At 62.6% G+C, this 25,543-nt stretch carries 28 protein-coding genes; 12 read left to right on the forward strand and 16 right to left on the reverse strand.

The window, feature by feature from the left end; translation table 11 throughout:
- Positions 1-12: 12 nt before the first annotated feature.
- Both mutM and J3P84_RS01950 read left to right on the forward strand, forming a co-directional pair.
- Positions 13-825, forward strand: coding sequence for a bifunctional DNA-formamidopyrimidine glycosylase/DNA-(apurinic or apyrimidinic site) lyase (gene mutM, locus J3P84_RS01945; RefSeq protein ID WP_434627337.1), 813 nt, complete (start codon positions 13-15; stop codon positions 823-825).
- 55 nt (positions 826-880) lie between these two features.
- Positions 881-1,201 carry a multidrug transporter gene (locus J3P84_RS01950; RefSeq protein ID WP_305498139.1) on the forward strand — a complete coding sequence of 107 codons (321 nt, stop codon included), beginning with the start codon at positions 881-883 and terminating at the stop codon, positions 1,199-1,201.
- Positions 1,202-1,364: 163 nt separating this feature from the next.
- On the opposite strand, the gene J3P84_RS01955 is transcribed toward J3P84_RS01950, so the two are convergent.
- From J3P84_RS01955 to J3P84_RS01975, 5 genes are all read right to left on the reverse strand, one after another.
- Positions 1,365-1,616, reverse strand: coding sequence for a YfhL family 4Fe-4S dicluster ferredoxin (locus J3P84_RS01955; protein WP_434571149.1), 252 nt, complete (start codon positions 1,614-1,616; stop codon positions 1,365-1,367).
- A 133-nt stretch (positions 1,617-1,749) separates the two neighbouring features.
- Positions 1,750-2,229 carry a pantetheine-phosphate adenylyltransferase gene (coaD, locus tag J3P84_RS01960; protein ID WP_007897855.1) on the reverse strand — a complete coding sequence of 160 codons (480 nt, stop codon included), beginning with the start codon at positions 2,227-2,229 and terminating at the stop codon, positions 1,750-1,752.
- Between the two features lie 115 nt (positions 2,230-2,344).
- Positions 2,345-3,940, reverse strand: a complete 1,596-nt coding sequence (locus J3P84_RS01965) for a GMC family oxidoreductase N-terminal domain-containing protein (protein ID WP_434627340.1) — start codon at positions 3,938-3,940, stop codon at positions 2,345-2,347.
- Positions 3,941-4,086: 146 nt separating this feature from the next.
- Positions 4,087-4,632: a twin-arginine translocation pathway signal protein gene (locus J3P84_RS01970; protein WP_434627342.1), complete on the reverse strand. Its 546-nt coding sequence runs from the start codon at positions 4,630-4,632 to the stop codon at positions 4,087-4,089.
- A gap of 26 nt (positions 4,633-4,658) precedes the next feature.
- Positions 4,659-6,089 (reverse strand): coniferyl aldehyde dehydrogenase, encoded by a 1,431-nt coding sequence (locus J3P84_RS01975; RefSeq protein WP_434627344.1) that lies wholly within the window; start codon positions 6,087-6,089, stop codon positions 4,659-4,661.
- Between the two features lie 149 nt (positions 6,090-6,238).
- Between J3P84_RS01975 and J3P84_RS01980 the strand changes: the two genes are divergently transcribed.
- Both J3P84_RS01980 and J3P84_RS01985 read left to right on the forward strand, forming a co-directional pair.
- Positions 6,239-6,910: a TetR/AcrR family transcriptional regulator gene (locus tag J3P84_RS01980; RefSeq protein WP_305498144.1), complete on the forward strand. Its 672-nt coding sequence runs from the start codon at positions 6,239-6,241 to the stop codon at positions 6,908-6,910.
- A gap of 34 nt (positions 6,911-6,944) precedes the next feature.
- On the forward strand, positions 6,945-7,799 hold the full coding sequence (locus J3P84_RS01985; protein WP_434627346.1) for a sulfurtransferase: 855 nt from the start codon (positions 6,945-6,947) through the stop codon (positions 7,797-7,799).
- A 62-nt stretch (positions 7,800-7,861) separates the two neighbouring features.
- On the opposite strand, the gene J3P84_RS01990 is transcribed toward J3P84_RS01985, so the two are convergent.
- From J3P84_RS01990 to J3P84_RS02005, 4 genes are read right to left on the reverse strand one after another with little or no spacing between them, the layout of a single operon-like run.
- Positions 7,862-8,902 (reverse strand): hydrolase, encoded by a 1,041-nt coding sequence (locus tag J3P84_RS01990; RefSeq protein WP_434627348.1) that lies wholly within the window; start codon positions 8,900-8,902, stop codon positions 7,862-7,864.
- 21 nt (positions 8,903-8,923) lie between these two features.
- The gene (rsmD, locus tag J3P84_RS01995) at positions 8,924-9,535 is read right to left on the reverse strand and encodes a 16S rRNA (guanine(966)-N(2))-methyltransferase RsmD (RefSeq protein ID WP_305498147.1); all 612 of its coding nucleotides are present in this window, start codon (positions 9,533-9,535) and stop codon (positions 8,924-8,926) included.
- Entirely contained in the window at positions 9,535-11,025 is a 1,491-nt protein-coding gene (locus tag J3P84_RS02000) for a M16 family metallopeptidase (protein ID WP_434627350.1), read from the reverse strand. Before J3P84_RS02000 ends, rsmD begins: the two co-directional genes overlap by 1 nt.
- Positions 11,018-12,373: a M16 family metallopeptidase gene (locus tag J3P84_RS02005; protein WP_434627352.1), complete on the reverse strand. Its 1,356-nt coding sequence runs from the start codon at positions 12,371-12,373 to the stop codon at positions 11,018-11,020. The genes J3P84_RS02000 and J3P84_RS02005 overlap by 8 nt, the downstream gene beginning before the upstream one ends.
- Positions 12,374-12,716: 343 nt before the next feature.
- Between J3P84_RS02005 and ftsY the strand changes: the two genes are divergently transcribed.
- The 4 genes from ftsY to rpoH all read left to right on the forward strand — a co-directional run bounded on the left by ftsY (position 12,717) and on the right by rpoH (position 16,804).
- A complete protein-coding gene (gene ftsY, locus J3P84_RS02010; protein ID WP_434627354.1) occupies positions 12,717-14,150 on the forward strand; it encodes a signal recognition particle-docking protein FtsY in 1,434 nt (477 codons plus the stop codon).
- Positions 14,147-14,818 (forward strand): cell division ATP-binding protein FtsE, encoded by a 672-nt coding sequence (gene ftsE, locus J3P84_RS02015; RefSeq protein ID WP_024778908.1) that lies wholly within the window; start codon positions 14,147-14,149, stop codon positions 14,816-14,818. The genes ftsY and ftsE overlap by 4 nt, the downstream gene beginning before the upstream one ends.
- Entirely contained in the window at positions 14,815-15,837 is a 1,023-nt protein-coding gene (gene ftsX / locus J3P84_RS02020; protein ID WP_305498152.1) for a permease-like cell division protein FtsX, read from the forward strand. Before ftsE ends, ftsX begins: the two co-directional genes overlap by 4 nt.
- A gap of 112 nt (positions 15,838-15,949) precedes the next feature.
- Positions 15,950-16,804, forward strand: coding sequence for an RNA polymerase sigma factor RpoH (gene rpoH, locus J3P84_RS02025; protein ID WP_305498153.1), 855 nt, complete (start codon positions 15,950-15,952; stop codon positions 16,802-16,804).
- Between the two features lie 194 nt (positions 16,805-16,998).
- Here the strand turns inward: rpoH and mtgA are convergent, their stop codons facing one another.
- Entirely contained in the window at positions 16,999-17,721 is a 723-nt protein-coding gene (gene mtgA / locus J3P84_RS02030) for a monofunctional biosynthetic peptidoglycan transglycosylase (RefSeq protein WP_434627357.1), read from the reverse strand.
- A gap of 73 nt (positions 17,722-17,794) precedes the next feature.
- Between mtgA and J3P84_RS02035 the strand changes: the two genes are divergently transcribed.
- The gene (locus J3P84_RS02035; RefSeq protein ID WP_434627359.1) at positions 17,795-18,166 is read left to right on the forward strand and encodes a DUF423 domain-containing protein; all 372 of its coding nucleotides are present in this window, start codon (positions 17,795-17,797) and stop codon (positions 18,164-18,166) included.
- A 3-nt stretch (positions 18,167-18,169) separates the two neighbouring features.
- Here J3P84_RS02035 and J3P84_RS02040 read toward each other — a convergent pair whose 3' ends face one another.
- Positions 18,170-20,137 (reverse strand): acyltransferase family protein, encoded by a 1,968-nt coding sequence (locus tag J3P84_RS02040; RefSeq protein ID WP_434627361.1) that lies wholly within the window; start codon positions 20,135-20,137, stop codon positions 18,170-18,172.
- A 260-nt stretch (positions 20,138-20,397) separates the two neighbouring features.
- Between J3P84_RS02040 and thiS the strand changes: the two genes are divergently transcribed.
- Genes thiS through trmB form a run of 3 tightly spaced genes read left to right on the forward strand, consistent with a single transcriptional unit; the run spans position 20,398 to position 22,181 of the window.
- A complete protein-coding gene (gene thiS / locus J3P84_RS02045; protein ID WP_434571171.1) occupies positions 20,398-20,598 on the forward strand; it encodes a sulfur carrier protein ThiS in 201 nt (66 codons plus the stop codon).
- A 53-nt stretch (positions 20,599-20,651) separates the two neighbouring features.
- On the forward strand, positions 20,652-21,446 hold the full coding sequence (locus J3P84_RS02050) for a thiazole synthase (RefSeq protein ID WP_305498159.1): 795 nt from the start codon (positions 20,652-20,654) through the stop codon (positions 21,444-21,446).
- Positions 21,447-21,455: 9 nt separating this feature from the next.
- Positions 21,456-22,181, forward strand: coding sequence for a tRNA (guanosine(46)-N7)-methyltransferase TrmB (gene trmB / locus J3P84_RS02055; RefSeq protein WP_434627364.1), 726 nt, complete (start codon positions 21,456-21,458; stop codon positions 22,179-22,181).
- A 147-nt stretch (positions 22,182-22,328) separates the two neighbouring features.
- On the opposite strand, the gene J3P84_RS02060 is transcribed toward trmB, so the two are convergent.
- From J3P84_RS02060 to metW, 5 genes are read right to left on the reverse strand one after another with little or no spacing between them, the layout of a single operon-like run.
- Positions 22,329-22,652 carry a DUF3392 domain-containing protein gene (locus J3P84_RS02060; protein ID WP_014340681.1) on the reverse strand — a complete coding sequence of 108 codons (324 nt, stop codon included), beginning with the start codon at positions 22,650-22,652 and terminating at the stop codon, positions 22,329-22,331.
- 18 nt (positions 22,653-22,670) lie between these two features.
- On the reverse strand, positions 22,671-23,870 hold the full coding sequence (gene hemW / locus J3P84_RS02065) for a radical SAM family heme chaperone HemW (RefSeq protein WP_434627366.1): 1,200 nt from the start codon (positions 23,868-23,870) through the stop codon (positions 22,671-22,673).
- Positions 23,867-24,463: an RdgB/HAM1 family non-canonical purine NTP pyrophosphatase gene (gene rdgB, locus J3P84_RS02070; protein WP_434627368.1), complete on the reverse strand. Its 597-nt coding sequence runs from the start codon at positions 24,461-24,463 to the stop codon at positions 23,867-23,869. The genes hemW and rdgB overlap by 4 nt, the downstream gene beginning before the upstream one ends.
- Positions 24,460-24,894 (reverse strand): DUF4426 domain-containing protein, encoded by a 435-nt coding sequence (locus J3P84_RS02075; protein WP_434627370.1) that lies wholly within the window; start codon positions 24,892-24,894, stop codon positions 24,460-24,462. The genes rdgB and J3P84_RS02075 overlap by 4 nt, the downstream gene beginning before the upstream one ends.
- 26 nt (positions 24,895-24,920) lie before the next feature.
- Positions 24,921-25,541 carry a methionine biosynthesis protein MetW gene (gene metW / locus J3P84_RS02080; protein WP_305498166.1) on the reverse strand — a complete coding sequence of 207 codons (621 nt, stop codon included), beginning with the start codon at positions 25,539-25,541 and terminating at the stop codon, positions 24,921-24,923.
- Between the last annotated feature and the right edge of the window lie 2 nt (positions 25,542-25,543).

Below are 25,543 nucleotides of genomic sequence, written 5' to 3' on the forward strand. Positions count from 1 at the left end.
TTCGAGAGCCCTATGCCAGAACTGCCGGAAGTCGAAACCACCCGCCGCGGGATCGCGCCACACCTCGAAGGGCAACGGGTCAGCCGCGTCGTCGTGCGTGACCGCCGCTTGCGCTGGCCGATTCCCGAAGACCTCGATGTGCGTCTTTCGGGGCAACGCATCGTGCAGGTGGAACGTCGGGCCAAATATTTGTTGATCAATGCCGAGGTTGGCACGCTGATCAGCCACCTGGGCATGTCCGGCAACCTGCGGCTGGTCGAGATCGGCATGCCCGCCCTCAAGCATGAACATGTCGACATCGAACTGGAGTCCGGGCTGGCCTTGCGCTACACCGATCCGCGTCGCTTCGGGGCGATGCTCTGGAGCCTTGACCCGCTCAATCATGAGTTGCTGATTCGCCTCGGGCCGGAACCGCTGACTGACCTGTTCGACGGCGAACGGCTGTTCCAGCTTTCCCGTGGGCGGTCGATGGCGGTCAAGCCGTTCATCATGGACAACGCGGTCGTGGTGGGCGTTGGCAATATCTATGCGACCGAAGCGCTGTTCGCCGCCGGAATCGACCCACGGCGCGCCGCCGGAAGCATTGCTCGGGCGCGTTATCTGAAACTGGCGATCGAGATCAAGCGCATCCTTGCCCATGCCATCGAACGCGGTGGAACCACGCTGCGGGATTTCATCGGTGGAGACGGCCAGCCCGGTTATTTCCAGCAGGAGCTGTTCGTGTACGGTCGGGGTGGGGAGTTGTGCAAGATCTGTGGCACGGGGCTGCGGGAAATCCGCCTGGGCCAGCGCGCCAGCGTCTGGTGTCCGCGCTGCCAGAGGTGATTCGTCTTACGGTCTATAGTCAGTAGTCATACTGTTTCAGCCGAAGGATCGCCCCATGACTCTGCTTCGAACTTTCCTCCTGGCACTCTCGCTGAGTGTCGGCTTGCCTGCCTTGGCGAACACCGAAAGCGGTGACCCGCGCTACACCATCCAGAATCCACCCGCGTACGCCATGCTCGGCGACTTGCTGATTGCTCGTCCGTTGCTGCTCGCTGCCACCGTGATCGGTGCCGGGGCGTTTGTCGTGTCGTTGCCCTTTACGGCGCTGGGTGGCGGGGTTGGCGATGCGGGGAAGGCGTTGGTGGTCGACCCGGCGAAAGCGACGTTTGTGCGGTGCCTGGGGTGTGTTGGGGAGGGGTTTGAGCGGCAGGAGTGACTGTACTGTCGGATTTGTGATGTGGCTGATGGCCTCTTCGCGAGCAGGCTCGCTCCCACATGGGATTCGATTGGTCCCTGAAATTACCTGAACACAACGATCTACTGTGGGAGCGAGCCTGCTCGCGAAGAGGCCGGCAAGGACCCTGCAAAAATTGTCGGGCTCACTCCTTGCCAGTGATTTTGCGATATTTCGCCATCAACTGTTCCTCAGTTTCCGGATGAGCCTCGTCCAGCGGGATGCAATCCACCGGGCAGACCTGCTGGCATTGAGGCTCGTCATAGTGCCCGACGCACTGGGTGCACAGGTTCGGGTCAATGACATAGATCTCTTCGCCCTGGGAAATGGCGGCGTTCGGGCACTCGGGTTCGCAGACGTCGCAATTGATGCAGTCGTCGGTGATGATCAGGGACATGCAAGCTCCGGCCGGGGCGTTGAGCCCGGGCATCTGAAAAACGTATGGGCGCAATTGTGCCGCATTGGCGAGCGCAGTGCACGCGGGGGCGATGGACTGCGCTGTGCTGCGAGCGAGTCGCAGCGTCGGCGGGTTACTTCTTGAAGCGCAGGGTCAGCGCGTCGGCCACGGCCGGGTGGACGAACTTGGTGATATCGCCGCCCAAGGCCGCAATTTCCCGCACCAGGGTCGACGAGATGAAGGAGTAACGCTCCGATGGCGTCAGGAAGAGACTCTCGACGTCCGGGGCCAACTGGCGGTTCATGTTGGCCAGCTGGAACTCGTACTCGAAATCCGAGACCGCACGCAGGCCGCGCAGGAACACGTTGGCGTTCTTTTCCTTGGCGAAATGCGCCAGCAGCGTCGAGAAGCCGACCACTTCCACGTTCGGCAGGTGCTTGGTGACCTCACGGGCCAGCTCCACACGTTGCTCCAGCGGGAACAACGGGTTTTTCTTCGGGCTGGCGGCGACGGCAATGATCACATGGTCGAACAGGCGCGAGGCGCGTTCGACCAGATCGCCATGGCCCTTGGTAATGGGGTCGAAGGTACCTGGGTACAACACTCGGTTCATCGCGTCGTCCTGGCGGGAGTCCGTTGGGGAGTCGGATGGTATCGCAGCCGACTCGGTCGGCCAAGTCGGCGATGGGATAAGAACGCACTATAGGCGCTGCGAATAGTCGGTTTTTTCATGTGTTTTGCAGACGTTCGGCCAGCAAGGTCGCCAGTTTGGCGGTCAGGCCGTACACCGACAACTGCGGGTTGGCGCCGATGCTGGTGGGGAACAGCGAGCCGTCGTGGATGGAAAGATTACGCAGTTGGTGGTGGCGGCCGAGGCTGTCGGCCACCGCCTGTTTCGGCTCTTCGCCCATGGCGCAACCCCCCATGACATGAGCGCTGCCCAGGCGGGTGCGGAAAAGGGCCAGGTCCAGCCCGTCGATCAGCGCCCGGGCCTCGGCCAGGGTTTTCACGTGCCGGGCATCGCTGTGCATCGGCATGACCGACCTGGCCCCTGCGGCGAACTGGATCTCGGCCATGCTGTGAAATGCCCGGCGCAAACCGTCCCAAGTGTAGGGGGAGACCTGATAGTCGAGCACAGGCGTGCCGTCGCTGCGCAATTCCACGGTACCGCCGGGGCTGTCCGGGTGAAAGCCGTCGCGCAGTAACGCCAGCATGGCGTGGGTGTGGGGCAACTTTGCCATGTGCGCTGCGTTCTGCGCACCAAAGCCGCCCAACAGCGTGGCGGCGAGGGCCGGGTGCAAAGGCGGGACTTCCAGCTTGTAGGACATTTTGCCGGTGACGCCATCCTGCCATTGGAAATGATCTGAATAAATCGACTGTGGAGCCCCATAAAAAGGGTTGATGACTTCATCGAACAGTCCGGCTGACATGTTCACCAAGTGCAGGAAGGTGCGCTTGCCCAGGCATCGATGCGGATCCGGCGCGTCGGAGCGCAGCAGCAGGGCGGGGCTGTTGATGCCGCCACCGGCCAGCACGTAATGCCGCGCCTTGACCCTGATGCGCCGTCCGGTCGGCGCCACGCAGCGTTCGTCCATGGCCTGGCATTGCAATTCCACTACCGCATCGTTGCTGATGATCAGGCGTTCGGCCCGCGCCAGATAGAGCAGGGCGCCGCCCTGGTCCAGCGTGGCGGGTATGGTGGTGACCAGCATCGATTGCTTGGCATTGGTCGGGCAGCCCATTCCGCAATAGCCCAGGTTCCAGCAGCCACGCACGTTGCGCGGGATCACATGCCAGCTGTAGCCCAATCGCTCGCAGCCCTTGCGAATGACGTCGTTGTTGGCATTGGGCGGAATCAGCCATGGCGCCACCCCCAGGCGCTGCTCCATGCGTTCGAACCAGGGCGCCATCTCGGCGGGGCCGTGGCCCCGGACGGCATGCTCGGTCGCCCAGTGTCCGAGAGTCTGGTCAGGCGTACGAAAGCTCGAGGTCCAGTTGATCAACGTGGTGCCCCCCACGGCCCGGCCCTGGAGAATGGTGATGGCGCCGTCCTTGCTCATTCGCCCGAGACCTTCCTGATACAGGCTGGTGTAAGCCTGATCCTCAAGCAGCTTGAAGTCCTGGCTGGTCTTGAGCGGGCCTTCTTCGATGAGCAATACCTTGTAGCCGGCGGCACTGAGAATTTCCGCCGTGGTACCACCGCCGGCGCCACTGCCGATGATCGCCACGTCGGCTTCCAGCGTGAGGTCCTGGGTCAGTTGCGCGCCGTTGTAGGTGGTCCAGCCACGGGCCAGGCCTTCGCGGAACGGATCGGGTACGGGCATGTTCGGGGTTCTCTTGTTGTTATGAGAAGACGACAAAGCCCCTGTGGGAGCGAGCCTGCTCGCGATGGCGTCAGCAGCACACTTGATGACCGAACTACCGCCTTCGCGAGCAGGCTCGCTCCCACAAGGGGGGCTGGCTCTGGCTTTCAGACGGTTGGCGGGCCCGGATACCCGCAGTGAGCCCAGGCCTCGGGCCGGCTGTACCAGGCCATCATCACCATTTGCAGCAAAGAGCTGTGGCCTTGGCGCAACAAGCTCAGCGAGCTGTTTTCCCAGCGTGTCAGGAATTGTTGGATGTCATCGGCGCTGGCGTTTTCCCACCCGCCCCAGATTCCGGTCAGCGGCCCGCGGGTCACACCCAACGTGAGCACGTCGAACAGTTGATGCGTGAGCTTGAGCATCGCCGCAGACAAGTGCGCCAGGCCGCGATCCAGGCTTTGCAGCGTGGCATCGGTGGCGGCCTGGATCGTTCCTGCCGTCACTGCGCCGTCGAGCATCACCGGAATGACGGCGCGTAGAAATGCCAGGTCGCTGTCGCGCAGGGCCTTCAGGCCGTCCGCCGGTTGGCTGGACGAACAGCCGCTGAGGCTGGCGCCCAGGCCGACGGTGGCGAGGAAAACACTGGCGCCAAGGCTCAGTTGCAGCAAACCACGCCGTGTCAGGGCGGGCGTATCGGTCAGGGTTGGGCTCATTATTGTTATTACCCGGGAGACGCTTGTTAGCGGATGAACAGCTTCTGGATCAGCTTCTGCAAAGGCTTGCCATAGGGCGGGTAAATCAGTCTGGCGGCGTTGAAGCGCTGCTTGATCAGGACGCCCTTGGCCTTGCTGAAGGTCAGGAATCCCTCGTGACCGTGATAGTGGCCCATCCCCGAGGCGCCAATGCCGCCGAACGGCATGTCGTCCTGGGCCACATGCAGCAGCGTGTCGTTCAGGCAGACGCCGCCGGAATGGGTTTCATTGAGTACTCGCTGCTGTTCGGCCTTGTTGTAGCCGAAGTAGTAGAGCGCCAGCGGACGAGGCCGCCGATTGATGTAGGCAAAAGCCTGGTCCAGGCCTTCATACGGCACGATGGGCAGCAGTGGGCCGAAGATCTCATCCTGCATCACCGTCATGTCATCCGTGACATTGAGCAACAGGCTGTGGGCCATGCGGCGTCCCTGGCCCTGGTCGAACAGCTCGATCAGCAGCGCGCCTTTGCTGGTGGCGTCGCCGATGTAGCCGTTGAGCCGCGCCAGTTGGCGATCGTTGATGATGGCGGTGTAGTCCGGGTTGTCCGCCAGCGTCGGATAAAACCTGCGGACCGCTTCGCGATACGCCTCGACGAACGCTCCGACGCGGCTCTGCGGTACCAGCACGTAATCCGGCGCGACGCAGGTCTGCCCGGCATTCAGGGTCTTGCCGAAGGCTATGCGTTCGGCGGCGTCCTTGAGCGGTACGTCGTCGGACACGATGGCGGGTGATTTGCCACCCAGCTCAAGGGTGACGGGGGTGAGGTTTTCCGCGGCGGCACGCATCACATGTTTGCCGATGCTGGTGGCGCCGGTGAACAACAGGTGATCGAACGGCAACCTGGAGAATGCAATGCCAACGTCAGCCTCGCCCAGCACCACCGACACCAGGTCCTGGGGAAAGATACGGGCGAACAGTCGCTTGAGCAGCAACCCGGTGGCCGGGGTCGCCTCGCTGAGCTTGAGCATGACCCGGTTGCCCGCTGACAAGGCGCCGACCAATGGGCCCACGGCCAGGAAGAGGGGGTAATTCCACGGCACGATGACCCCGACCACGCCCAATGGCTGGTAGACCACCTTGGCCGATGCCGGTTGGAAGGCCATGCCGACCTTGCGCCGGGAAGGTTTCATCCAGCCCTTGAGGTTGCGGCTGGCGTAATGGATGCCGTGCAGGCTCGGCATCAGCTCGGCCAGCAGGGTTTCGTCGGCGCTGCGGTGACTGAAGTCCTGGCTGATCGCGTCGACCAGGGTTTGCCGTTCGTTGCTCAACAGTTCGCGCAATGCCTTGAGCCACTGCCGGCGCTGCTCGGCCGTTGGCATGGGATGAGCGGCGAAAGCACGGCGCTGGGCCTCGAAGATCGTCCGAATTTCATCCAGCTGCTGTTGAGACTGGTGCAGGTAAGCAACGTCGGCTGGCATGTCGGCACCGGATTATTGTTGGAATGGTGGATTTCTAGAGCTTGTGCTCTAAAAAGTCAAATGCCGTCTCCGCGATGGCGTGGGTTTTCTCCCGTGACCGATAGGTCGTAAGATGCCCATCACATGATTTTTCGAATTAAGCCCAAGCCATGGCCCCACGAATAAAAACCAGCGAGCGCATCGTGCAGAACAGCCTGGAGTTGTTCAACCGGCAGGGTGAGCGCAGTGTCAGCACCAATCACATTGCCGCCCACATGGACATGTCCCCGGGCAATCTCTATTACCACTTCCCCAACAAGCAGGCGATCATCGCCGTGCTGTTCAGCGAATACGAAAACCTGGTGGACAGCTTCCTGCGGCCACCCCAGGGGCGGGCGGCCACGGTGGACGACAAGCGTTTCTACCTGCAGGAACTGCTCTCGGCGATGTGGCGCTACCGGTTCCTGCACCGGGACCTGGAGCACCTGCTCGACAGCGACCCGGAACTGGCGGCTCGCTACCGACGCTTTTCCCAACGCTGCCTGATCCATGGCACGGCTATCTACGAAGGCTTCGTCGACGCCGGCATCCTGGCAATGGACCGCGTCCAGATCGAGTCCCTGACCCTCAATGCCTGGATTGTCCTCACGTCCTGGGTCCGGTTCCTCTGCACCACGCGCGAAAACTCCAACCACCTGAGCGAACAGGCGATCAAGCGCGGCGTGTATCAGGTGCTGGTGCTCGAGGCGGGGTTTGTGACCGAGCAGGCCCGCGAAGCGGTAGATGCCCTGTTCAAAGAATTTTATGTCCCGCTGGCCCAGACCCTGGAGGAAGGGCAGTAGATCGGACCCCTCGATTCAGCCACAGGAGCTCACCATGCCCATCGCGCAACTCATCAGCCCTCAGGCCCTGGAACAGCGGAGATCACAGCCCGGGCTGGTGATCCTCGATTGTCGTTTTGCCCTGGAGGACCCGGACTATGGCCAGCGCAGTTACGCCGAGGGCCATATCGCCGGTGCGTCGTTCGCCGACCTTGAACGGGATCTGAGCGGACCGGTCATCAAGGGCGTCACCGGACGTCATCCGCTGCCGGAGCCCGAGGCGCTGGTTGAGCGTCTCCGGGCCTGGGGGGTCAACAATGACAGCGAGGTCGTGCTGTATGACGACGGCCCCGGCGCCTATGCCGCCCGGGCCTGGTGGCTGCTGGCCTGGTTGGGCAAACGCGATGGCGTGCATATTCTCGACGGCGGGCTCAAGGCCTGGCATGCGGCCGGCCTGCCCCTGAGCCTGGATCCGCCGCAGACTGCTCGCGGGACTTTCAGCGGCGCGCCGGACGCGAGCTTGCTGCTCAGTGCGCAGGCGTTGCAGCAACGCCTCGGTGATGCGGACATGACTCTGTTGGATGCCAGGGCGCTGCCGCGTTTCAAGGGCGAAGTCGAGCCGATCGACCCGGTGGCGGGGCATATCCCGGGCGCGTCATGCGCAGCATTCACCGACAACCTGGGGACCGATGGACGCTTCTTGCCGGCCGATCAACTCAAGCTGCGTTTCGCTGAAAAACTGGGCGAGCGTCCGCCCACCGAGCTGGTGGCCTACTGTGGCTCCGGCGTCACGGCGTGCCATAACCTGTTTGCCTTGTGCCTGGCGGGCTATCCGCTGGGACGGTTGTATGCCGGCTCGTGGAGCGAGTGGATCAACGATCCCCAGCGGGGCGTGGCGAAGGGCGAATAACACTACACCTCAAATCAATGTGGGAGCGAGCCTGCTCGCGATGACGGTGGGTCAGTCAAACCTTATGTTGCTGATCCAGCGCTATCGCGAGCAGGCTCGCTCCCACAGCCCAGGCTGGCCAGCCAGCAGGGAATCCGGCGTTCCAGGTAATAGCCCGGGCGGCGCAGGGTTCCGTCGACAAATCCCACATGCCCGCCCCGCAGGTGCAGTTCCAGGTGGGTCGAGGCCGATAACTCGCCAGGTTCGGGCAGGCTGTGGGGGAATACAAATGGGTCGTCGGCGGCCTGGATGACCAGCGTCGGTGTACTGATTCCCGCCATGAAATAGCGGCTGGACGCGCGCCGGTAGTAATCCGCTGCGTCGGAAAAGCCGTGCAGCGGCGCTGTCACCCGGCCGTCGAAATCCCAGAAGGTGCGCATGTTGTCCAGCGAGCCCAGGGCTGCCAGGGCCGCGAGCCCTTCGTCGCGTCCGTCATGCTGGAACTGGCGTTGCTTGTTGCGCACGTAGGCGACCATTTCCCGCATGAAGTGCGCCTGATAGAACCTGGAAAAGCCCTGTCCGATGCGGTCGGCGCACTGGTCCAGGCGAAACGGTACCGAGACCGCAACTGCGCCCTGCAACTGGCTGTGGTTGCCGGCTTCCCCCAAATGCTTGAGCAGCACATTTCCGCCCAGCGAATAGCCCACCGCAAACAGCGGCGCCAAGGGGCGTCGGGCCCGCAGATGGGCGATAGCCGCGGCGAGATCTTCGCTGGCGCCGGAATGATAACTGCGAGCCAGCAGGTTCGGCTCGCCCGAGCAACCACGCCAGTTCAGGGCGACGCTGGCCCAGCCTTGAGCATTGAGCGCGCGTTGCAGGCCGGCAACGTAGGGTGAGTTGGAGGAACCGGTCAGCCCATGAAGCACCAGCACCAGCGGTGCTTCGGCGCTATGCGGGCCATGCCAGTCAAGGTCGAGGAAATCACCATCGTCCAGCCAGAGGCGCTCACGTTCGCGATCGATGTGAACGGTTTTACGCCACAATGGGCCCCACAAGGTCTGCAGGTGCGGATTGCCAAGGCCCGGGGCGGGTATGAAGCGTTCAGGTGCGCAGGACACGATCATTCTCGGTGCACGGTCAGCGGTTCAGCCAACGGCCTCTGCCGTACGTTGCCACAATGCGTAATACACCCGCCCGGATTTCTGCTCGCGATGCAGGCGCCAATTGGCCGGCAAGCCCAGGGTCGAAGGGGCGGTCTCGCTTTCAGTGTAGACCCAGGCATCGTCGGCCAGCCATTGCCGTTCCTCAAGCAACGCGCAGACGGCCGGCAACAGGTTCTGGTTGAACGGCGGGTCGAGGAACACCAGGTCGAAAGGTGTCGCGGGCTGGCTGTCGAGATAGCGCAGCGCATCCGCCGTCTGCACCTGGCCGACGGTGCAACGCAGCGTGCCCAGGTGTTCTTTCAGGCTCGAGACCGCCAGGCTGCTGGCGTCCAGCGCCTGGCCCATGGCGGCGCCACGGGACAAGGCCTCGAGAAACAGCGCGCCACTGCCGGCGAACGGGTCGAGCACCCGGGCACCCGCCACATACGGCGCGAGCCAGTTGAACAGGGTTTCGCGCACCCGGTCCGGCGTCGGCCGCAGGCCCGGGGCATCGGGGAAGCTCAAGCGCCGGCTGCGCCACTCACCGCCGATGATGCGCAACTGGTTAACCCCGTTGTGCGCGGGTTTCTTGCTGGAATTGGATGGACGGGCCATTAATGCTCCGGAACCCCGAGCGGCTGCTCGGCAGGTTTGTCAGTGGGGGCCGGCAACGGCTTTTGCGGCACGGTCGGGCCAGCGGTGACGATGACCATCTTGTCCGTGCTCAGGTGTTTGTTCAGCGCGGTCCTGACTTGCTCGACCGTCAGCGCCTGGGACTGGCGCATGAAGTCCTCCAGGTAGCTCAGCGGCAAGTCATAAAAGCCCATGGCGCCGAGCTGACCGACGATGTCGGCGTTGCTCGCGGTCGACAGCGGGAAGCTGCCGGCCAGCTCGCGCTTGGCGTCGTCGAGCTCCTTCTGGGTCGGGCCGTTCTTGAGATAATCGGCGAACACATCCTGTACCAGCTTCAACGTGCCTTCGCTCATCTCGGCACGGGTCTGCAGACTGATCATGAACGGGCCGCGAGCCTGCATCGCCGTGAAGCCGGAATAGACGCCATAGGTCAGGCCGCGTTTTTCTCGGACCTCGGTCATCAGCCGCGTGCCGAAGCCACCGCCGCCGAGGATCTGGTTGCCCATGGACACGGCGGCATAGTCCGGATCGTCGCGGTCGACGCCCAGTTGCGCGAGCATCAGGTTGGTCTGCTTGGACGGGAACTCGATATGGTGGACGCTCGCTTTCGGCTCCACCGGTGGCGGCGTTTTCGCCAGGGCCTGGCCCTTGGGCAGTGCGGCGGATATCTGGTTGGCAATGGCTTCGGCCTCGGCACGGGACAGGTCCCCCACCAGGGCGATCACCGCGTTGCCGGCGGCATAGGCCTTGGCATGAAAGGCCCGGGCCTGGGCCAGGGTAATCGGCGGGATGCTCTGTGCCGTGCCGTCGCTGGAGTGCGCATACGGATGGTCGCCGTACAGGCGCTTCATCAGTTCCAGGCCCGCCAGTTTGCCGGGGTTCTGCTTCTGGTACTCGAAACCGGCGAGCATCTGGTTCTTGATGCGCGCGAAGGAGTCGGCGGGGAAGGTCGGCTGGCCGACAACTTCGGCAAACAGCTTCAGCGCCGGCTCGCGCTTGTCGGCAGCGCTGAGACTGCGCAGCGAAGCCACGGCCATGTCCCGGAAGGCGCCGTTGCCAAAATCGGCGCCGAGGCTTTCAAAGCCTTCGGCAATGGCACTGACGTCCTTGCCCGCCACGCCTTCGTTGAGCATGGCGTTGGTCAACTGCGCCAGGCCCGGTGCGTCGCCGTCCTGGCTGCTGCCGGCGGCGAAGGTCAGGCGCAGGTCGAACATCGGTAATTCGCGAGCTTCGACGAACAGCACCTTGGCGCCGTCGGCGGTTTTCCAGGTCTGCACGTCGAGCTGGCGATGGCTGGGCGCCTTGCCGTCCAGTTCAGCCAGCGATTGCAGCTTGTTGCCGGACTTGGCCTTGTCCAGCGCCTGGCTGGCGTTGGAGCTGGTCGATGGCGACAGGTAAAAGGCCAGCGCGCCGACCACGGCGATCAATACCAGGCCGATCAGCACCAGGCGCGGTGATTTGCGCTCACTCATGAGCTTTCTCCTCGGGCAGGATGTGCGCGACGCTCAGGCGCGAGCGGGTGAAATACAACTGGGCTGCCTTCTGGATATCCTGCGGGGTCACGCTTTGCAGTTCGGCCAGCTCGGTGTCCATCAGCTTCCAGGACAGGCCGACCGTTTCCAGCTGGCCGATGGCGGTGGCCTGGCTGGTGAAGGAGTCGCGCTCATACACCAGGCCGGCGATCACCTGGGCGCGGACGCGCTCCAGTTCCTCGGCGGTGGGGGCGGTGGTCTTCAGTTGTTCGAGCAAGCGCCACAGCCCGGCTTCGGCCTCGGCGAGGGTCTTGTTTTTCTGCGTGTTGGGTGTCGCCGACAGGGTGAACAGGGTATCGCCACGGGTGTAGGCGTCGTAGTTCGACGAGCCGCCGGACACCAATTCTTCGCCGCGCTCCAGCTGGGCCGGGATCCGGCCGCTGTAACCGCCGTCCAGCAGCGCGGAAATCAGCCGCAAGGCGTTGACCGGGACTTTGTCGGTGGCCGTGGCGATGCTCGGCACGTTGAACGCCAGCATGACGCTCGGCAGTTGGGTCTGTACATGCAGGGTGATCTTGCGCTCACCGGGTTCGGCCAGCTCCAGCGGGATTTTCGCCGCCGGCACGGCGCGCCGGGCAATCGGGCCGAAATAGCGCTGGGCCAGGGTCTTGACCTCGTCTGGTGTCACGTCGCCAACCACTACCAGGGTCGCATTGTTCGGTGCATACCAGGATTCGTACCAGTGGCGCAGCTCCTCGACCTTCATCCGGTCCAGGTCGGCCATCCAGCCGATGGTCGGCGTGTGGTAGCCGCTGGCCGGGTACGCCATGGCCTTGAATCGCTCGTAGGCCTTGGACATGGGCTTGTCATCGGTGCGCATGCGGCGCTCTTCCTTGATGACCTCGATCTCGCGGCTGAACTCCTCCGGCGGCAAGCGCAGGCTGGCCATGCGATCGGCTTCAAGCTCGAAGGCCACGCCCAGGCGATCCCGGGCCAGTACCTGGTAATAGGCGGTGAAGTCATCGCTGGTGAACGCGTTCTCCTCGGCGCCAAGGTCGCGCAGGATCAACGACGCTTCGCCGGGACCGACTTTTTCGCTGCCCTTGAACATCATGTGTTCCAGGGCGTGGGACAGGCCGGTCTGGCCCGGCGTTTCATAGCTGGAGCCCACCTTGTACCAGACCTGGGAGACGACCACCGGAGCCCGGTGATCCTCGCGCACGACGACCTTCAAACCGTTGTCGAGGGTAAATTCATGGGTAGGTTGCGGGTCGGCAGCAAGGGCGGAAAAGGGCAGACAAACTGTGCTGAGCAGCAGGCCAGCGGCGCGGCGGGCAAGAGCATTCATTCGTGTTTAAACCTGTTGGACTGCCCGCTTGGCCTTAGCCTCGGCGGGCGAGGAGGTGCTAGGATACTGATCCGTTTTACTGGCGGCCACGCCTATCGGGCCTTTTATCGGCTCGTGGCTGTTTGGATTTGCGGAAGAAGACTCGGGTTTATCTGCTGTTCCCGATGTTTTCGCCGAAAATGTCCCACCAGTCCTTCGAAAAAAGCGACTTGAGTTGCCCGCGAGACAACTCTACAAAATGTTGCGCGTGAACAAGCTGGATGAAACGCAGTCTGTTCAGCATCGAATATTTATCACCGAGGCGCCTGCCTGGCGCGTCGCTACCGTGAGATAGCCGTCCTCCATGTTTGGTTCCAACGACGACAAGAAGACCCCAGCTGCGGCTGGCGAGAAAAAAGGCCTGTTCGGATGGCTGCGCAAGAAGCCGCAGGAAACCGTCGTCGAGCAGCCGCAACTGCCGCCAGAGCCGGCCGCCGAGACTGTGGCCGAGACCGCGGTAGAAGAGACTGCGCCGATCGTCCTGCCGATTGCCGAACCGGTGCTGCAGCCGGTCGAGCCTGAGGTTACCGCCGAGCCGGTTGCCGAGCAGCCACTGACCCCGCCCGCCGGGCAAACTCCCTGGCTGACCTTGCCTGTGGCCGAAGAACCGGTCGGGCTGGTCGACGATGAGCAGGCTGCGCATGTCACCCCACCGATTCCGGCATCGACGCAACCGGTCGAGGCGCCCATTGCCGAGACACCGGTTGTCGCTGCGCCTGCCACCCCCGAGCCCGCCCCTGAGCCCGAGGCTGTAACAGCTGAGGTTCCGGCTCTGGTCGAGCCGCCGCGCAGCGCCGAAGAAAACAAAGTCGGCTTCTTCGCCCGCCTCAAGCAGGGCCTGTCCAAGACCAGCGCCAGCATTGGCGAAGGCATGGCCAGCCTGTTCCTCGGCAAGAAGGTCATCGATGACGAATTGCTCGAAGACATCGAGACCCGCCTGCTGACCGCAGATGTCGGCGTCGAGGCCACTTCCGTCATCATCCAGAGCCTGACCCAGAAGGTCGCCCGCAAGCAGCTCACCGATGCCGACGCGTTGTACAAATCCCTGCAAGGCGAACTGACCAGCCTGCTCAAACCGGTGGAAAAGCCGCTGGTGATTGCTTCGCAGAACAAGCCGTTCGTGATCCTGGTCGTCGGCGTCAACGGCGCCGGCAAGACCACCACCATCGGCAAACTGGCGAAGAAGCTTCAGCTCGAAGGCAAAAAAGTCATGCTCGCCGCTGGCGACACCTTCCGCGCCGCCGCGGTAGAACAGTTGCAGGTGTGGGGTGAGCGCAACAAGATCCCGGTCATTGCCCAGCACACGGGTGCGGACTCCGCCTCGGTGATTTTCGACGCCGTGCAGGCCGCCAAGGCCCGTGGCATCGACGTGTTGATCGCCGACACGGCCGGTCGCCTGCACACCAAAGACAACCTGATGGAAGAATTGAAGAAGGTCCGCCGGGTCATCGGCAAGCTCGACGCCGAGGCGCCTCACGAGGTGCTGCTGGTGCTGGATGCTGGCACCGGCCAGAACGCCATCAACCAGGCCAAACAGTTCAACCAGACCGTCGAACTGACCGGGCTGGCCCTGACCAAGCTGGACGGCACCGCCAAGGGCGGGGTGATCTTCGCCCTGGCCAAGCAATTCGGCTTGCCGATTCGTTACATCGGCGTGGGCGAAGGCATCGACGACTTGCGCACCTTTGAAGCCGAGCCTTTTGTCCAGGCACTGTTTGCCGAGCGGGAGCATTCATGATTCGTTTCGAACAGGTCGGTAAACGCTATCCGAACGGTCACGTCGGCCTGCATGAGCTGAGCTTTCGGGTCCGTCGGGGCGAGTTTCTGTTTGTCACCGGCCATTCCGGCGCCGGTAAAAGTACCTTGCTGCGCCTGCTGCTGGCGATGGAACGGCCCACCACCGGCAAGCTGCTGCTGGCCGGCCAGGACCTGAGCACCATCAGCAATGCCCAGATTCCCTACCTGCGACGGCAGATCGGTGTGGTGTTCCAGAACCACCAATTGCTGTTCGATCGCACAGTGTTCAACAACGTGGCGCTGCCGTTGCAGATCCTCGGGCTGTCCAAGGCCGAGATCAACAAGCGCGTGGACTCGGCACTGGAGCGTGTAGCGCTGTCGGACAAGACCGACCTGTATCCGGGCGACCTGTCCACCGGCCAGCAACAGCGTGTCGGTATCGCCCGCGCGATCGTCCACCGCCCGGCCTTGCTGCTGGCGGATGAACCCACCGGTAACCTCGACCCGCGACTGGCGGCGGAAATCATGGGCGTATTCGAAGATATCAACCGTTTGGGCACCAGCGTGCTGATCGCCAGTCACGACCTGGCGCTGATCGCACGTATGCGTCATCGCATGCTCACCTTGCAGCGCGGTCGACTGATCGGCGACGGGGAGGCGGGTGTATGAGCGCAACCCGTAGTCCGAAAGTGGCCGAGCGCGTGGCTCCCAAGGCCTCCGACCCGCAGCCGCAGAAAAAGAAACGCGACGATGACGACGGCCCGGATTTCGCCACGCTGCTGCACGCCTGGATCGAAAGCCATCGCGCCAGCCTGGTCGACAGCCTGCGGCGCCTGGGCAAGCAGCCCATCGGCAGCTTCTTTACCTGCATGGTGATGGCCGTGGCCCTGAGCCTGCCCATGGGCCTGTCATTACTGCTTAATAATGTCGAGCGCCTGGGCGGCTCCTGGCAGCGCGCGGCGCAGATTTCTCTTTATCTGCAACTGGACGCGACACCAGGCGAAGGCCAGGCGTTGCGTGAGCAGATCAAGGCCATGCCGGGCGTAGCCGACGCCGAATACGTCGGGCGCGAGCAGGCGCTCGAAGAGTTCCAGCAGCAGTCCGGCCTGGGCGAGGCCCTCAAGGAACTCCCGGAAAACCCGCTGCCGGGCGTGGTGCTGGTGACTCCGAACGAGGTCGACAAGCCCACCCTTGAAGCATTAAGACAAAGACTTTCGGAACTGCCCAAGGTACAACAGGCCCAACTTGATCTAGTCTGGGTCGAGCGTCTTGCGGCGATACTCAAGCTCGGCGACCGGTTTGTCTTTGGTCTGACGGTGCTTCTGGTTTCTGCATTACTTTTGGTGATAGGCAATACCATTCGTCTTCATATTGAAAACCGCCGCACAGAGATAGAAGTGATTAAACTCGTCGGCGGTACGGACAGTTATGTTCGCAGGCCCTTCCTCTACATGGGGGCGCTGTATGGCTTCGGTGCCGGGATCCTGTCCTGGGGGGTATTGGCGTTCGGCCTGGATTGGCTGAACGATGCGGTAGTGGGATTGGCCGGTTTGTACGGCAGTGATTTTTCACTGGCCGGTGTGCCAGTCGCCGACGGCGTGTCGCTCTTGCTTGGCGCGGTGCTGTTGGGTTATATCGGTGCATGGATTGCGGTAGCACGCCACCTGCGTGAGCTTGCTCCAAAATAGTATTTTTTGCGCGTATTGACCTTTCATTTTTTGTGGGAACTTGTCCTACGGTTCCCGGTCAATTTTCGCAGTGCTGAACTGCACGAGTTATGTGAGTCGGAGGTTTTTTCGTATGACCACTTCTTTGCAACCTGCTTATGCTCTAGTCCCGGGTGCGAACCTTGAGGCCTATGTGCACACGGTGAACAGCATTCCATTGCTGACGCCCGAGCAGGAGCGTGAACTGGCCGAGAGTCTCTATTATGAGCAGGATCTTGAGGCGGCTCGGCAGATGGTGCTCGCCCACCTGCGTTTTGTCGTACATATCGCCCGCAGCTATTCCGGCTACGGGCTGGCCCAGGCCGACCTGATCCAGGAAGGCAACGTCGGCCTGATGAAGGCGGTCAAGCGGTTCAACCCTGAAATGGGCGTGCGGCTGGTATCGTTCGCCGTGCACTGGATCAAGGCGGAAATCCACGAGTTCATCCTGCGCAACTGGCGCATTGTGAAAGTCGCGACCACCAAGGCCCAGCGCAAGCTGTTCTTCAACCTGCGCAGCCAGAAGAAACGTCTGGCCTGGCTGAACAACGAAGAAGTCAATCGCGTGGCTGAAAGCCTGGGCGTAGAGCCTCGGGAAGTGCGCGAGATGGAAAGCCGCCTGACCGGCCATGACATGGCCTTCGACCCGGCCGCCGAGGCCGACGACGACAGCGCTTTCCAATCGCCGGCCAACTACCTGGAAGACCACCGGTACGACCCGGCGCGTCAACTGGAAGACGCTGATTGGAGCGACAACTCCAACACCAACCTGCACGAAGCGCTGGAAGTGCTGGACGCGCGCAGCCGTGACATTCTTTATCAGCGCTGGCTGGCTGAAGAGAAGGCCACGCTGCACGACCTGGCGCAGAAGTACAACGTGTCGGCCGAGCGAATTCGCCAGCTTGAGAAAAGTGCGATGAACAAGCTCAAGGTGTCGATCGCGGCTTGACCCGCGTTACCGGCATGAAAAACGCCCCGATCAGTGATGATCGGGGCGTTTTTGTTTGTGTGATGCTGGACTCGATGCGCCCTATTGTAGGAGCGAGCCTGCTCGCGAATGCGGTGTGTCAGCCCACATTTATGTTCTGATACCCAGCATTCGCGAGCAGGCTCGCTCCCACAGTGGCTCTTCAGCGTTCTTGACTACCGAGCCCACGGCGCGCGGCGCGCGCGGTCAAGCTCCAGCAGATAACCATCACCGCCCAACTGGCTCATCTGCTGCCGGATCCAGCTGGCGCGTCGCAATATGTAGGGGCTCGGCCGGCTAGCACTCCAGACCCGCGGGTTGGGCAGTACCGCCGCCAGCAGGCTGGCCTGTTGCCGGGACAAGGCCCCGGCGCCTACACGAAAATGATGCCGCGCGGCCGCTTCAGCCCCGAACACGCCGTCGTCCCACTCGACACTGTTGAGGTACACCTCAAGAATCCGTTGCTTGGGCCAGAACACTTCGATCAGCGCGGTGAACCACGCCTCCAGCCCTTTGCGCAGCCAGCTGCGGCCCGACCACAGGAACAGGTTCTTGGAGACTTGCTGGCTGAGGGTACTGGCGCCTCGAATCGAGCCGCCGCGCCCATTATGGGCAAACGCCGCCTGGATCGCGCCGATGTCAAAGCCCCAGTGCTCGGGAAACTTCTGATCCTCGCCGGCAATCACCGCGATCTTGAGGTTATTGGAGATCTGGTCCCAGGGCTGCCAGTCGCGCTGCAGGTCGATCGGCTCGCCGCCGAACCAGGATTCGACCTTGCGCTCGATCATCAGCGCGGTGAACGGTGGCGGTACCACGCGAAACAGCAGCACCAGCGCAACGCTGCCGACGGCGAACCAGAGCAGGGCTTTAACGAATCGTCGAAACAATGTACGCAGCATAGAGATGGCTTGGCCGAACCCGTCGAGCGGGCCATTATACAGACCCTGTCCCCCGAGTCTGACTGGAGTTCCCATGTTGCGTAGCTTTCTGATGCTGGCGGCTTTTTTCGGTTTCACCGGCGTAGCGCTGGGAGCATTCGCCGCCCATGGTCTGAAAAGCCGTCTGAGCGCCGATTACCTGGCGATTTTCCACACTGGCGTCACCTACCAACTGGTGCACACCCTGGCGCTGTTCGGCGTCGCGTTGCTGGCCACGCACATTCCCGGGCGTATCGTCACCTGGGCCGGTATTTCCTTTGTCATCGGTATCCTGTTGTTCTCTGGCAGCCTGTATCTGTTGACGCTTACGGGCATCAGCAAGCTGGGCATCATCACGCCGTTCGGTGGTGCGGCGTTTCTGCTGGGTTGGCTTTTCCTCGGTCTTGCCGCCTGGCGTCTGGCCTGACGGTCACGTCGCGCGCCTCCAGCCATTGAGCAGGACCTGGATGAACGATGGCGCGAGGAGGCGGTTACCGTATCCGCTAAGGTGATCGCCGTCGCGGAAAAGTGGTTGACCGTCGTCGTAAGCCGAGCAAGTGGAGCCTGGGCACAGCAGCGGCAGCGGATCCCAGACGCGAAGCAGCGGATACTCAAGGGTTAAATGCTTCAGCAAAGCCATTTGTGGCGCTCGCAGCTGCTCGATCTGATCCCGCTCGACGGTGAAACCAGGCGCGCAGATCGGATTCATCCGGTTGAACCAGTCCGAGCAGCGGTAGGCTGGCGACTTGAACAGCGGCATGGGGGCATCGATCAGTACCCGCACCTCGGCATTCATCAGCCGCTTCAGCGTTGCTTCTGCGCTGCGGCGGGCTCCGTCGACCTGCTCTGGGGACAGTTCGGCGAGGGCCTCGCTTAGCACGCTTTCGTCGCCACGTACCCAGTCGCGCCCTGCGAGTTCCGGCATCCGCAGGGAGGCGAGGAAGACGATATCTCCGGGTTTTGCCCGCGCTTCGATGTCACGCAGGGCTTCATTCCTGGCTCGGGTGCAGGCGCCTTGTGGGTCGGGTGCCATGAGGCTGACCACCGCGCAGCCGCCGCGCTCGTATTCCACAACGCTGATACCCAGCTGTCGCGAGACGAGGCTCAGCAGGGTGCGGTATGCCGCCGCGTGCGAATCGCCGAACACGAACAGTTGGCGGCCTTGCAGCGATGGGTCGCTGATCGGCTCGCTGGCCGGTCCTTGCGGTAATTTCCTGGAAAACCAGGTATAGGTGTCGCTGGTCTGGCTCAGCGACAATACCTCAGGATTTTCACTCATCCAGCGAGCACCTGACCAGGACAGGCCGAGCGCCGCCAGGCATGAGGCAATGGTGATCCAGGCGCGGCGTTGAAAAAGCGACCGGCCGGTGCGCAGCGGTGTCTCGACCCAGTGATAGGAGGCGGCAGCGAGTGCCGCGACGATCACTGGATAGGCCAGCTGTATGGCGAGTTGCTCGAGGCCAATGGTCCAGCGCAGGAACACCAGCACCGGCCAATGCCAAAGGTAAAGCGAGTAGGACAACCGACCGACATAGGTCGCGGGTTTCGATTGCAAAAGACGCAGCAGCAGCGAGGGGGTATTGGTTTTCTGTACTACGGCCGCCAGGGTCAGCAGGGTGCCAGCGACGGTCAGGACGGCCCAGGGAAACGGAAAGTGTTTCGCGTCGGCGAAAATCAACCCGCCTGACACCAGGGCGAGCCCAGCGAACAGCACGGCAGGCGTCGCCGCAGAGGTCAGTTGCAAGCGTCCTGTGACCACAAGTTGAAAGAGGACCGCCCCGGATGCCAGCTCCCAGAATCGGCTGGGTAACAGGTAAAACGCTTCGAGAGGGCTTTGCTCTGTCTGCACCACGCTGAATGCCAGCGACGCCAGCGCGAGCAAGGGCAGCAAGGCCCAGGCGAGACTGTGCCGTTGGCGAAAACGCAGCCAGACGAAGTAGACCAGGGGAAAAACCAGGTAGAACTGCTCTTCGACGGCCAGCGTCCAGGTGTGGGTATAGGGATTGAGCTGGGTGGACGGCGAGAAGTAGGTGTCGGTGTTCCACGCCAGCGTGAAGTTGCTCAGGCCGAAGTAGGCCGCCAGTCCGGTTTGATCATTCTGCGCACTGAGCCAGGCCTGGGGTACGAACATCGCCGAGACCAGGGCGCACGCCACCAGAACCACCAGCAGGGCCGGGACGATGCGCAGGAAGCGTCGCCGGTAGAAGTCCGCCAGGTAAGCCGAAAAGCTCATGTCGGAGCGGGTGTATAACGATTGGCTGATGACGTAGCCCGAGATGACGAAGAACATGTCGACCCCGGTGAAACCTCCGGGCAGTTTCAGGAAATCGGCATGGAAAATGATCACGCTCAGGACAGCGACGGCGCGCAGGCCATCGATAGCGGGGATGTTTGGCATTGTATGGACGCTGGGCACAGGTCCTCCTTGTGCTTGATAGATGCGTCCATGCGGGACCGGAAATATAGACCGGACCAGCGCTGCCTGGGCGGCGCATTTGTTGCGGAATCAGTCCGAGGCTTCAAACGCCCACGGCTCTTCGCACGGACGCCGCCTGGAGGCCGGGCTGACCGGCTGGTCCATTTCATGACGAATGGCTTGGGTCGTCCAGACTGATCGGGCTAGAATGCCAGCCCCTAAAAATGATGGCGGCATCCGGCATGCGCATTCAGTTGAACGGCGAACCCCTTGAACTGCCCGACGGCGAAACCGTCGCGGCCCTGCTGACCCGTCTGGAACTCACCGGACGCCGCGTCGCGGTGGAGCTCAACCTGGATATCGTCCCGCGCAGCCAGCACGCCGACACCACGTTGAATGATGGCGACAATGTCGAAGTGGTCCACGCCATCGGCGGCGGCTAGTCGCCGCGATTTCGCAGCATTAGCAAGAACCTCACCCCAACAGAGGATTTCCCATGAGCATCGTTCGTAGCGACAAGCCCTTCGTCCTGGCCGGTCGTACTTACCAGTCGCGTCTGCTGGTAGGCACCGGCAAGTACCGCGACATGGAAGAGACCCGCCAGGCCATTGAAGCTTCGGGTGCCGAAATTGTGACCGTCGCCGTGCGTCGGACCAACATTGGCCAGAATCCGGGCGAACCGAACCTGCTGGATATCCTGCCGCCGGATCGCTACACCATCCTGCCGAACACCGCCGGTTGCTTCGACGCCATCGAGGCTGTGCGCACCTGCCGCCTGGCCCGTGAGCTGCTCGATGGTCACAATCTGGTGAAGCTGGAAGTGCTGGCGGACCAGAAAACCCTGTTCCCCAACGTGATCGAAACCCTCAAGGCCGCAGAAACCCTGGTTAAGGAAGGTTTCGACGTGATGGTCTACACCAGCGATGACCCGATCATCGCTCGTCAGCTGGCGGAAATCGGCTGCATCGCGGTCATGCCGCTGGCCGGGCTGATCGGCACGGGCCTGGGGATCTGCAACCCGTACAACCTGCAGATCATCCTTGAAGAAGCGAAGATCCCGGTGCTGGTGGATGCCGGTGTCGGCACCGCCTCCGATGCCACCATCGCCATGGAACTGGGTTGTGAAGCGGTGCTGATGAACTCCGCCATCGCCCACGCCCAGCAGCCGGTGCTGATGGCCGAAGCCATGAAACACGCCATCGTTGCCGGCCGCCTGGCCTACCTGGCCGGGCGCATGCCGAAAAAACTCTATGCCAGCGCATCCTCGCCGCTGGATGGTCTGATCAAGTAAGAGCCATTGATGACTGAATCGAACGACACGCCGGTCCTCCCGGAAGAAGGCGAAGAGCGCCAGCACCGCCGCATCAAGAGTTTCGTGATGCGCGCCGGGCGCATGACTGAAGGCCAGCAACGCGGCCTGGAGCAGGGTGCGCCGTTGTATGTCCTGCCGCTGGCCGACGCGCCGGTGGACTTCGACCAGGTGTTCGGCCGCTCGGCGCCACGCTCGCTGGAAATCGGCTTCGGCATGGGCCATTCGCTGCTGGAAATGGCCGCGGCCGCGCCGGACCAGGATTTCATCGGCGTGGAAGTGCACCGTCCGGGTGTCGGTGCGTTGCTCAACGGCGTACTGACTCAAGGTCTGACCAACCTGCGGGTCTACGATTGCGACGCCATCGAAGTGCTCAACCGCTGCGTGGCCGACAACAGTCTCGACCGGCTGATGCTGTTTTTCCCGGACCCGTGGCACAAGAGTCGCCACCACAAGCGCCGGATCGTCCAGGCATCGTTCGCTGAACTGGTGCGCAGCAAGTTGAAGGTCGGCGGTGTGCTGCACATGGCCACCGACTGGGAGCCGTACGCCGAATACATGCTGGAAGTGATGAACGTCGCGCCGGGCTACCGCAACCTGGCCGAAGATGGCCGCTACGTCCCGCGTCCGGCGGAACGGCCGATTACCAAGTTCGAACGCCGTGGCGAACGGCTCGGGCATGGGGTCTGGGATTTGAAGTTCGAGAAGTTGGCGTAAACACTAGAAGACCCATGGTGAAATGGGACCCCTTGTGGGAGCGAGCTTGCTCGCGATGGCGGCCTGGCAGTCAACCATAATGTTGAATGTTATGGCCTCATCGCGAGCAAGCTCGCTCCCAAATTTATTTTGCAGTGTTGGCGGGGCTCAGCGCCGGTCCGCCACGACGCCGATCAGCACCAGCACCACCAGCAACACCGGCGCGAGGCTGTAGTTGTTGAACTGGCTCAAGCCCCGGACGATCCACGGCGTGGCGTAGATCAGCGCGGCGCCGCTGCCGATCATGCACAGCAGGGCGATCAGCGGGACGCGCAAGGCGCCGGCGATGCTGCCCAGGCGTTGTTCGACCCAGCCCTTGATGTCAGCGCCAAACAACACCAGCAGGCAGCCTACCAGTGCCAGGGAGATTTCCGACAGGTTGCTGCGGCTCCAGCGGGACACGGTGGCGAGCAGGTCGAGTACCAGATCCATTCGATTTCCTTGTTTTGATCAGCTCAGAAATTTTTGCAGCAGGTCGTTGAGAAACAGCTGTCCGCGCTCGGTCGCCGCCAGACGTGACGGTTCGACCTGCAACAACCCGCTTTGTTCGGCTTCGCGCCGGCCTTCGGCCAGGCTTTCCAGGGTCAGCCCGGTGCGCTGCGGATACAGCCGCGACGGTACGCCTTCGGTGAGGCGCAGCGCGTTCATCAGGAACTCGAAAGGCAGCTCTTCGTTGGCGAGGCTCTTTTCCCCGGCCAGGAAGCGCTTGGCCGGGTTGAGGTAATCCTTCGGCAAGCGGGTCTTCCAGGTGCGTACTATGCGTCCGTCCGGATGGCTGAGCTTGCCGTGGGCACCGGCACCGATACCGATGAAGTCGCCGAAGCTCCAATAGTTGAGATTGTGTCGCGCCGCCCGTCCGGGCAGGGCATAGGCCGAGACTTCGTACTGGGCGTAGCCATGCTCGGCGAGCAGCGCTTGCCCGGCTTCCTGTATGTCCCACAGCGTATCGTCTTCCGGCAAGGTCGGCGGCTGGTTCCAGAACACCGTGTTCGGCTCCAGCGTCAGTTGGTACCAGGACAGGTGGGTTGGCTTCAAGGCGATGGCCTGGCGCAGGTCGCTCAAAGCGTCGTCGAGAGACTGGTCGGGCAGCCCATGCATCAGGTCCAGGTTGAAGTTGTCGAAGCCGGCCTGGCGAGCCATACCGGCGGCGCGCACCGCCTCGTCACCGTTATGGATCCGCCCCAGGGCCTCAAGCTTGGCCTGTTGGAAGCTCTGGATACCGATGGACAGGCGATTGATGCCCAACGCTCGGTAGGCGATGAATTTTTCCTGCTCGAACGTGCCGGGGTTGGCTTCCAGGGTGATTTCAATGTCGTGGGCGAACGCTATCCGCGCCTCGACACCCTTGAGCAATCGGCCCAGGGCCCGGGCGCTGAACAAGCTCGGGGTACCGCCACCAAAAAAGATCGAGCTCAACGGCCGACCATGAACCGCGTGCAGATCCTGGTCGAGGTCGGCCAGCAGAGCGTCGACATACTCCTCTTCCGGCAACTGCGGGCTGGCGGTGTGGGAGTTGAAATCGCAATACGGGCATTTGCGCACGCACCACGGGATGTGGATATACAGCGCCAGGGGCGGCAGCTCCGGTAGCGGCGCCCGGGGTGTTTGTACACCGCCATGAATCAGCGGTGCGGGAGCGTCGTCGATCATTGCAGGCCCAGGCGTTGACGCAGCAGGGCCATGGCGCGGGCGCGGTGGCTCAGTTGATTTTTCTCCACCGGCCCCAGCTCGGCGCTGGAACAGTTGCGCTCGGGTACCCAGAACAATGGGTCATAGCCAAAGCCGTGCTCGCCGCTGGCCTCGGTAAGGATGCGCCCGTGCCACAAGCCTTCGCAGAGGATCGGCAACGGGTCGTCGGCGTGGCGCACCAGGGCCAGCACACAAACGAACTGTGCGCCGCGTTCGGCCTCGGGCACATCCTTGAGGGCTTCAAGCAGCTTGGCGTTGTTTGCCGCATCACCTTTGCCATCGGCGTAACGGGCCGAGTAGATGCCCGGCGCGCCGCCGAGGAAATCAACCGCCAGACCGGAGTCATCGGCCAGCGCCGGCAGCCCGGAAATGCGCGAGGCATTGCGGGCCTTGAGGATGGCATTCTCGACGAACGACAGGCCGGTTTCTTCCGGCTCGACCTGGCTGAATTCCCCGATCGAGCGCAGTTGCACCGATCCGCCGAGCATGGCCTGGAGTTCCTTGAGTTTGCCGGCGTTGTGGCTGGCCAGCACGAGTTGGGTGAGGTTCATCATTGGCCCGGGAACAGTTCCTGGTTGAAGTTGATGGTGTTGATCTTGTCGCCGGTCTGAACCTTGATCTCGAAAGTCCGGGTTTCCTGCTGGTCCACCGGATACTGGGCGATGTAATAGATCGCGCCTGGTTCGGTAACCTGGCGGAAGGTGAGGGTGACTGTCTTGCTGGTCAGGTCCTTCACCGTGCCGCTGACCTGGGCGATCAGTGGCTTGCCACCCTTGAGCACCGAGACATTGATCACGCCCTGGTTCTTGCTGCGTATCAGCTCGGCGGCCTTGGCGATGTCGGGGGTCAGGAAGGTGGAATTGAACGTGTTGTAGTGCACGGTCACGTCACCGAACACTTCCTTGCGCTCGGCCTTGATGGCGTCGGCAGCCATGGCGCCCACGCTCAGGCAGGTGGTGATTAAGAACAACGCTAGACGCTTCATGTCGTGCTCCTGAAAAAGGCCGGTGCTTATACCGCGACCTTGTGGTCGGCGAGGCCCGGGCTGCTGACCCGATAGATGCCTATTTCACCTAACAGATTAGGCCATAGCTTGCTGGCCCACCCGTGGCGGTGCTGCTGGTCCACCGCCAGGCGATCGATGACCTTGGCCTTGCGTTCGCGGCACAGTTCTTCGAAATCCTCGAAGGTGCAGAAATGGATGTTCGGCGTGTTGTACCAGGTGTACGGCAGGAATTCGGAGACCGGCATCCGCCCCTTGCTCGCCAGGTACCAGCGGCAGCGCCAATGGCCGAAATTGGGGAAGGTGATGATGCACTGGCGGCCGACACGGAGCATTTCGTCGAGAATCTTGTCCGGGTAATGCACGGCTTGCAGGGCCTGGGTCATGACCACGATGTCGAAGCTGTTGCTGGCGAAGTTGCCCAGGCCCTTGTCCAGGTCCTGCTCGATGACATTGATGCCCTTGGCCACGCACTCGGCGATGTTGTCCGGGTCGTTTTCCAGGCCGTAGCCGGTGACTTGCTTGTTGTCGCGCAGCCAGGTCAGCAGTTCGCCGTTGCCGCAGCCCAGGTCGAGCACGCGGCTGCCGGCGGGGATCCATTCCTGGATGATGTCCAGATCGGCTCTCATGG

It is taken from the genome of Pseudomonas sp. Z1-29 (assembly GCF_051131995.1).
Classification (GTDB): domain Bacteria; phylum Pseudomonadota; class Gammaproteobacteria; order Pseudomonadales; family Pseudomonadaceae; genus Aquipseudomonas.

What these genes read in the sequence shown, in the direction of transcription:
- J3P84_RS02075 (WP_434627370.1), bottom strand. Translation starts at nt 24,894, where the DNA reads ATGAAGCGTCTAGCGTTGTTCTTAATCACCACCTGCCTGAGCGTGGGC.
- coaD (WP_007897855.1), bottom strand. Translation starts at nt 2,229, where the DNA reads ATGAACCGAGTGTTGTACCCAGGTACCTTCGACCCCATTACCAAGGGC.
- J3P84_RS01980 (WP_305498144.1), top strand. Translation starts at nt 6,239, where the DNA reads ATGGCCCCACGAATAAAAACCAGCGAGCGCATCGTGCAGAACAGCCTG.
- J3P84_RS01970 (WP_434627342.1), bottom strand. Translation starts at nt 4,632, where the DNA reads ATGAGCCCAACCCTGACCGATACGCCCGCCCTGACACGGCGTGGTTTG.
- J3P84_RS02050 (WP_305498159.1), top strand. Translation starts at nt 20,652, where the DNA reads ATGAGCATCGTTCGTAGCGACAAGCCCTTCGTCCTGGCCGGTCGTACT.
- J3P84_RS01950 (WP_305498139.1), top strand. Translation starts at nt 881, where the DNA reads ATGACTCTGCTTCGAACTTTCCTCCTGGCACTCTCGCTGAGTGTCGGC.
- J3P84_RS02040 (WP_434627361.1), bottom strand. Translation starts at nt 20,137, where the DNA reads ATGCCAAACATCCCCGCTATCGATGGCCTGCGCGCCGTCGCTGTCCTG.
- rpoH (WP_305498153.1), top strand. Translation starts at nt 15,950, where the DNA reads ATGACCACTTCTTTGCAACCTGCTTATGCTCTAGTCCCGGGTGCGAAC.
- hemW (WP_434627366.1), bottom strand. Translation starts at nt 23,870, where the DNA reads ATGATCGACGACGCTCCCGCACCGCTGATTCATGGCGGTGTACAAACA.
- ftsY (WP_434627354.1), top strand. Translation starts at nt 12,717, where the DNA reads ATGTTTGGTTCCAACGACGACAAGAAGACCCCAGCTGCGGCTGGCGAG.
- trmB (WP_434627364.1), top strand. Translation starts at nt 21,456, where the DNA reads ATGACTGAATCGAACGACACGCCGGTCCTCCCGGAAGAAGGCGAAGAG.
- J3P84_RS02005 (WP_434627352.1), bottom strand. Translation starts at nt 12,373, where the DNA reads ATGAATGCTCTTGCCCGCCGCGCCGCTGGCCTGCTGCTCAGCACAGTT.
- J3P84_RS01955 (WP_434571149.1), bottom strand. Translation starts at nt 1,616, where the DNA reads ATGTCCCTGATCATCACCGACGACTGCATCAATTGCGACGTCTGCGAA.
- rsmD (WP_305498147.1), bottom strand. Translation starts at nt 9,535, where the DNA reads ATGGCCCGTCCATCCAATTCCAGCAAGAAACCCGCGCACAACGGGGTT.
- J3P84_RS01985 (WP_434627346.1), top strand. Translation starts at nt 6,945, where the DNA reads ATGCCCATCGCGCAACTCATCAGCCCTCAGGCCCTGGAACAGCGGAGA.
- rdgB (WP_434627368.1), bottom strand. Translation starts at nt 24,463, where the DNA reads ATGATGAACCTCACCCAACTCGTGCTGGCCAGCCACAACGCCGGCAAA.
- J3P84_RS01975 (WP_434627344.1), bottom strand. Translation starts at nt 6,089, where the DNA reads ATGCCAGCCGACGTTGCTTACCTGCACCAGTCTCAACAGCAGCTGGAT.
- mtgA (WP_434627357.1), bottom strand. Translation starts at nt 17,721, where the DNA reads ATGCTGCGTACATTGTTTCGACGATTCGTTAAAGCCCTGCTCTGGTTC.
- ftsX (WP_305498152.1), top strand. Translation starts at nt 14,815, where the DNA reads ATGAGCGCAACCCGTAGTCCGAAAGTGGCCGAGCGCGTGGCTCCCAAG.
- J3P84_RS01990 (WP_434627348.1), bottom strand. Translation starts at nt 8,902, where the DNA reads ATGATCGTGTCCTGCGCACCTGAACGCTTCATACCCGCCCCGGGCCTT.
- metW (WP_305498166.1), bottom strand. Translation starts at nt 25,541, where the DNA reads ATGAGAGCCGATCTGGACATCATCCAGGAATGGATCCCCGCCGGCAGC.
- J3P84_RS02060 (WP_014340681.1), bottom strand. Translation starts at nt 22,652, where the DNA reads ATGGATCTGGTACTCGACCTGCTCGCCACCGTGTCCCGCTGGAGCCGC.
- J3P84_RS02000 (WP_434627350.1), bottom strand. Translation starts at nt 11,025, where the DNA reads ATGAGTGAGCGCAAATCACCGCGCCTGGTGCTGATCGGCCTGGTATTG.
- mutM (WP_434627337.1), top strand. Translation starts at nt 13, where the DNA reads ATGCCAGAACTGCCGGAAGTCGAAACCACCCGCCGCGGGATCGCGCCA.
- J3P84_RS02035 (WP_434627359.1), top strand. Translation starts at nt 17,795, where the DNA reads ATGTTGCGTAGCTTTCTGATGCTGGCGGCTTTTTTCGGTTTCACCGGC.
- thiS (WP_434571171.1), top strand. Translation starts at nt 20,398, where the DNA reads ATGCGCATTCAGTTGAACGGCGAACCCCTTGAACTGCCCGACGGCGAA.
- J3P84_RS01965 (WP_434627340.1), bottom strand. Translation starts at nt 3,940, where the DNA reads ATGCCCGTACCCGATCCGTTCCGCGAAGGCCTGGCCCGTGGCTGGACC.
- ftsE (WP_024778908.1), top strand. Translation starts at nt 14,147, where the DNA reads ATGATTCGTTTCGAACAGGTCGGTAAACGCTATCCGAACGGTCACGTC.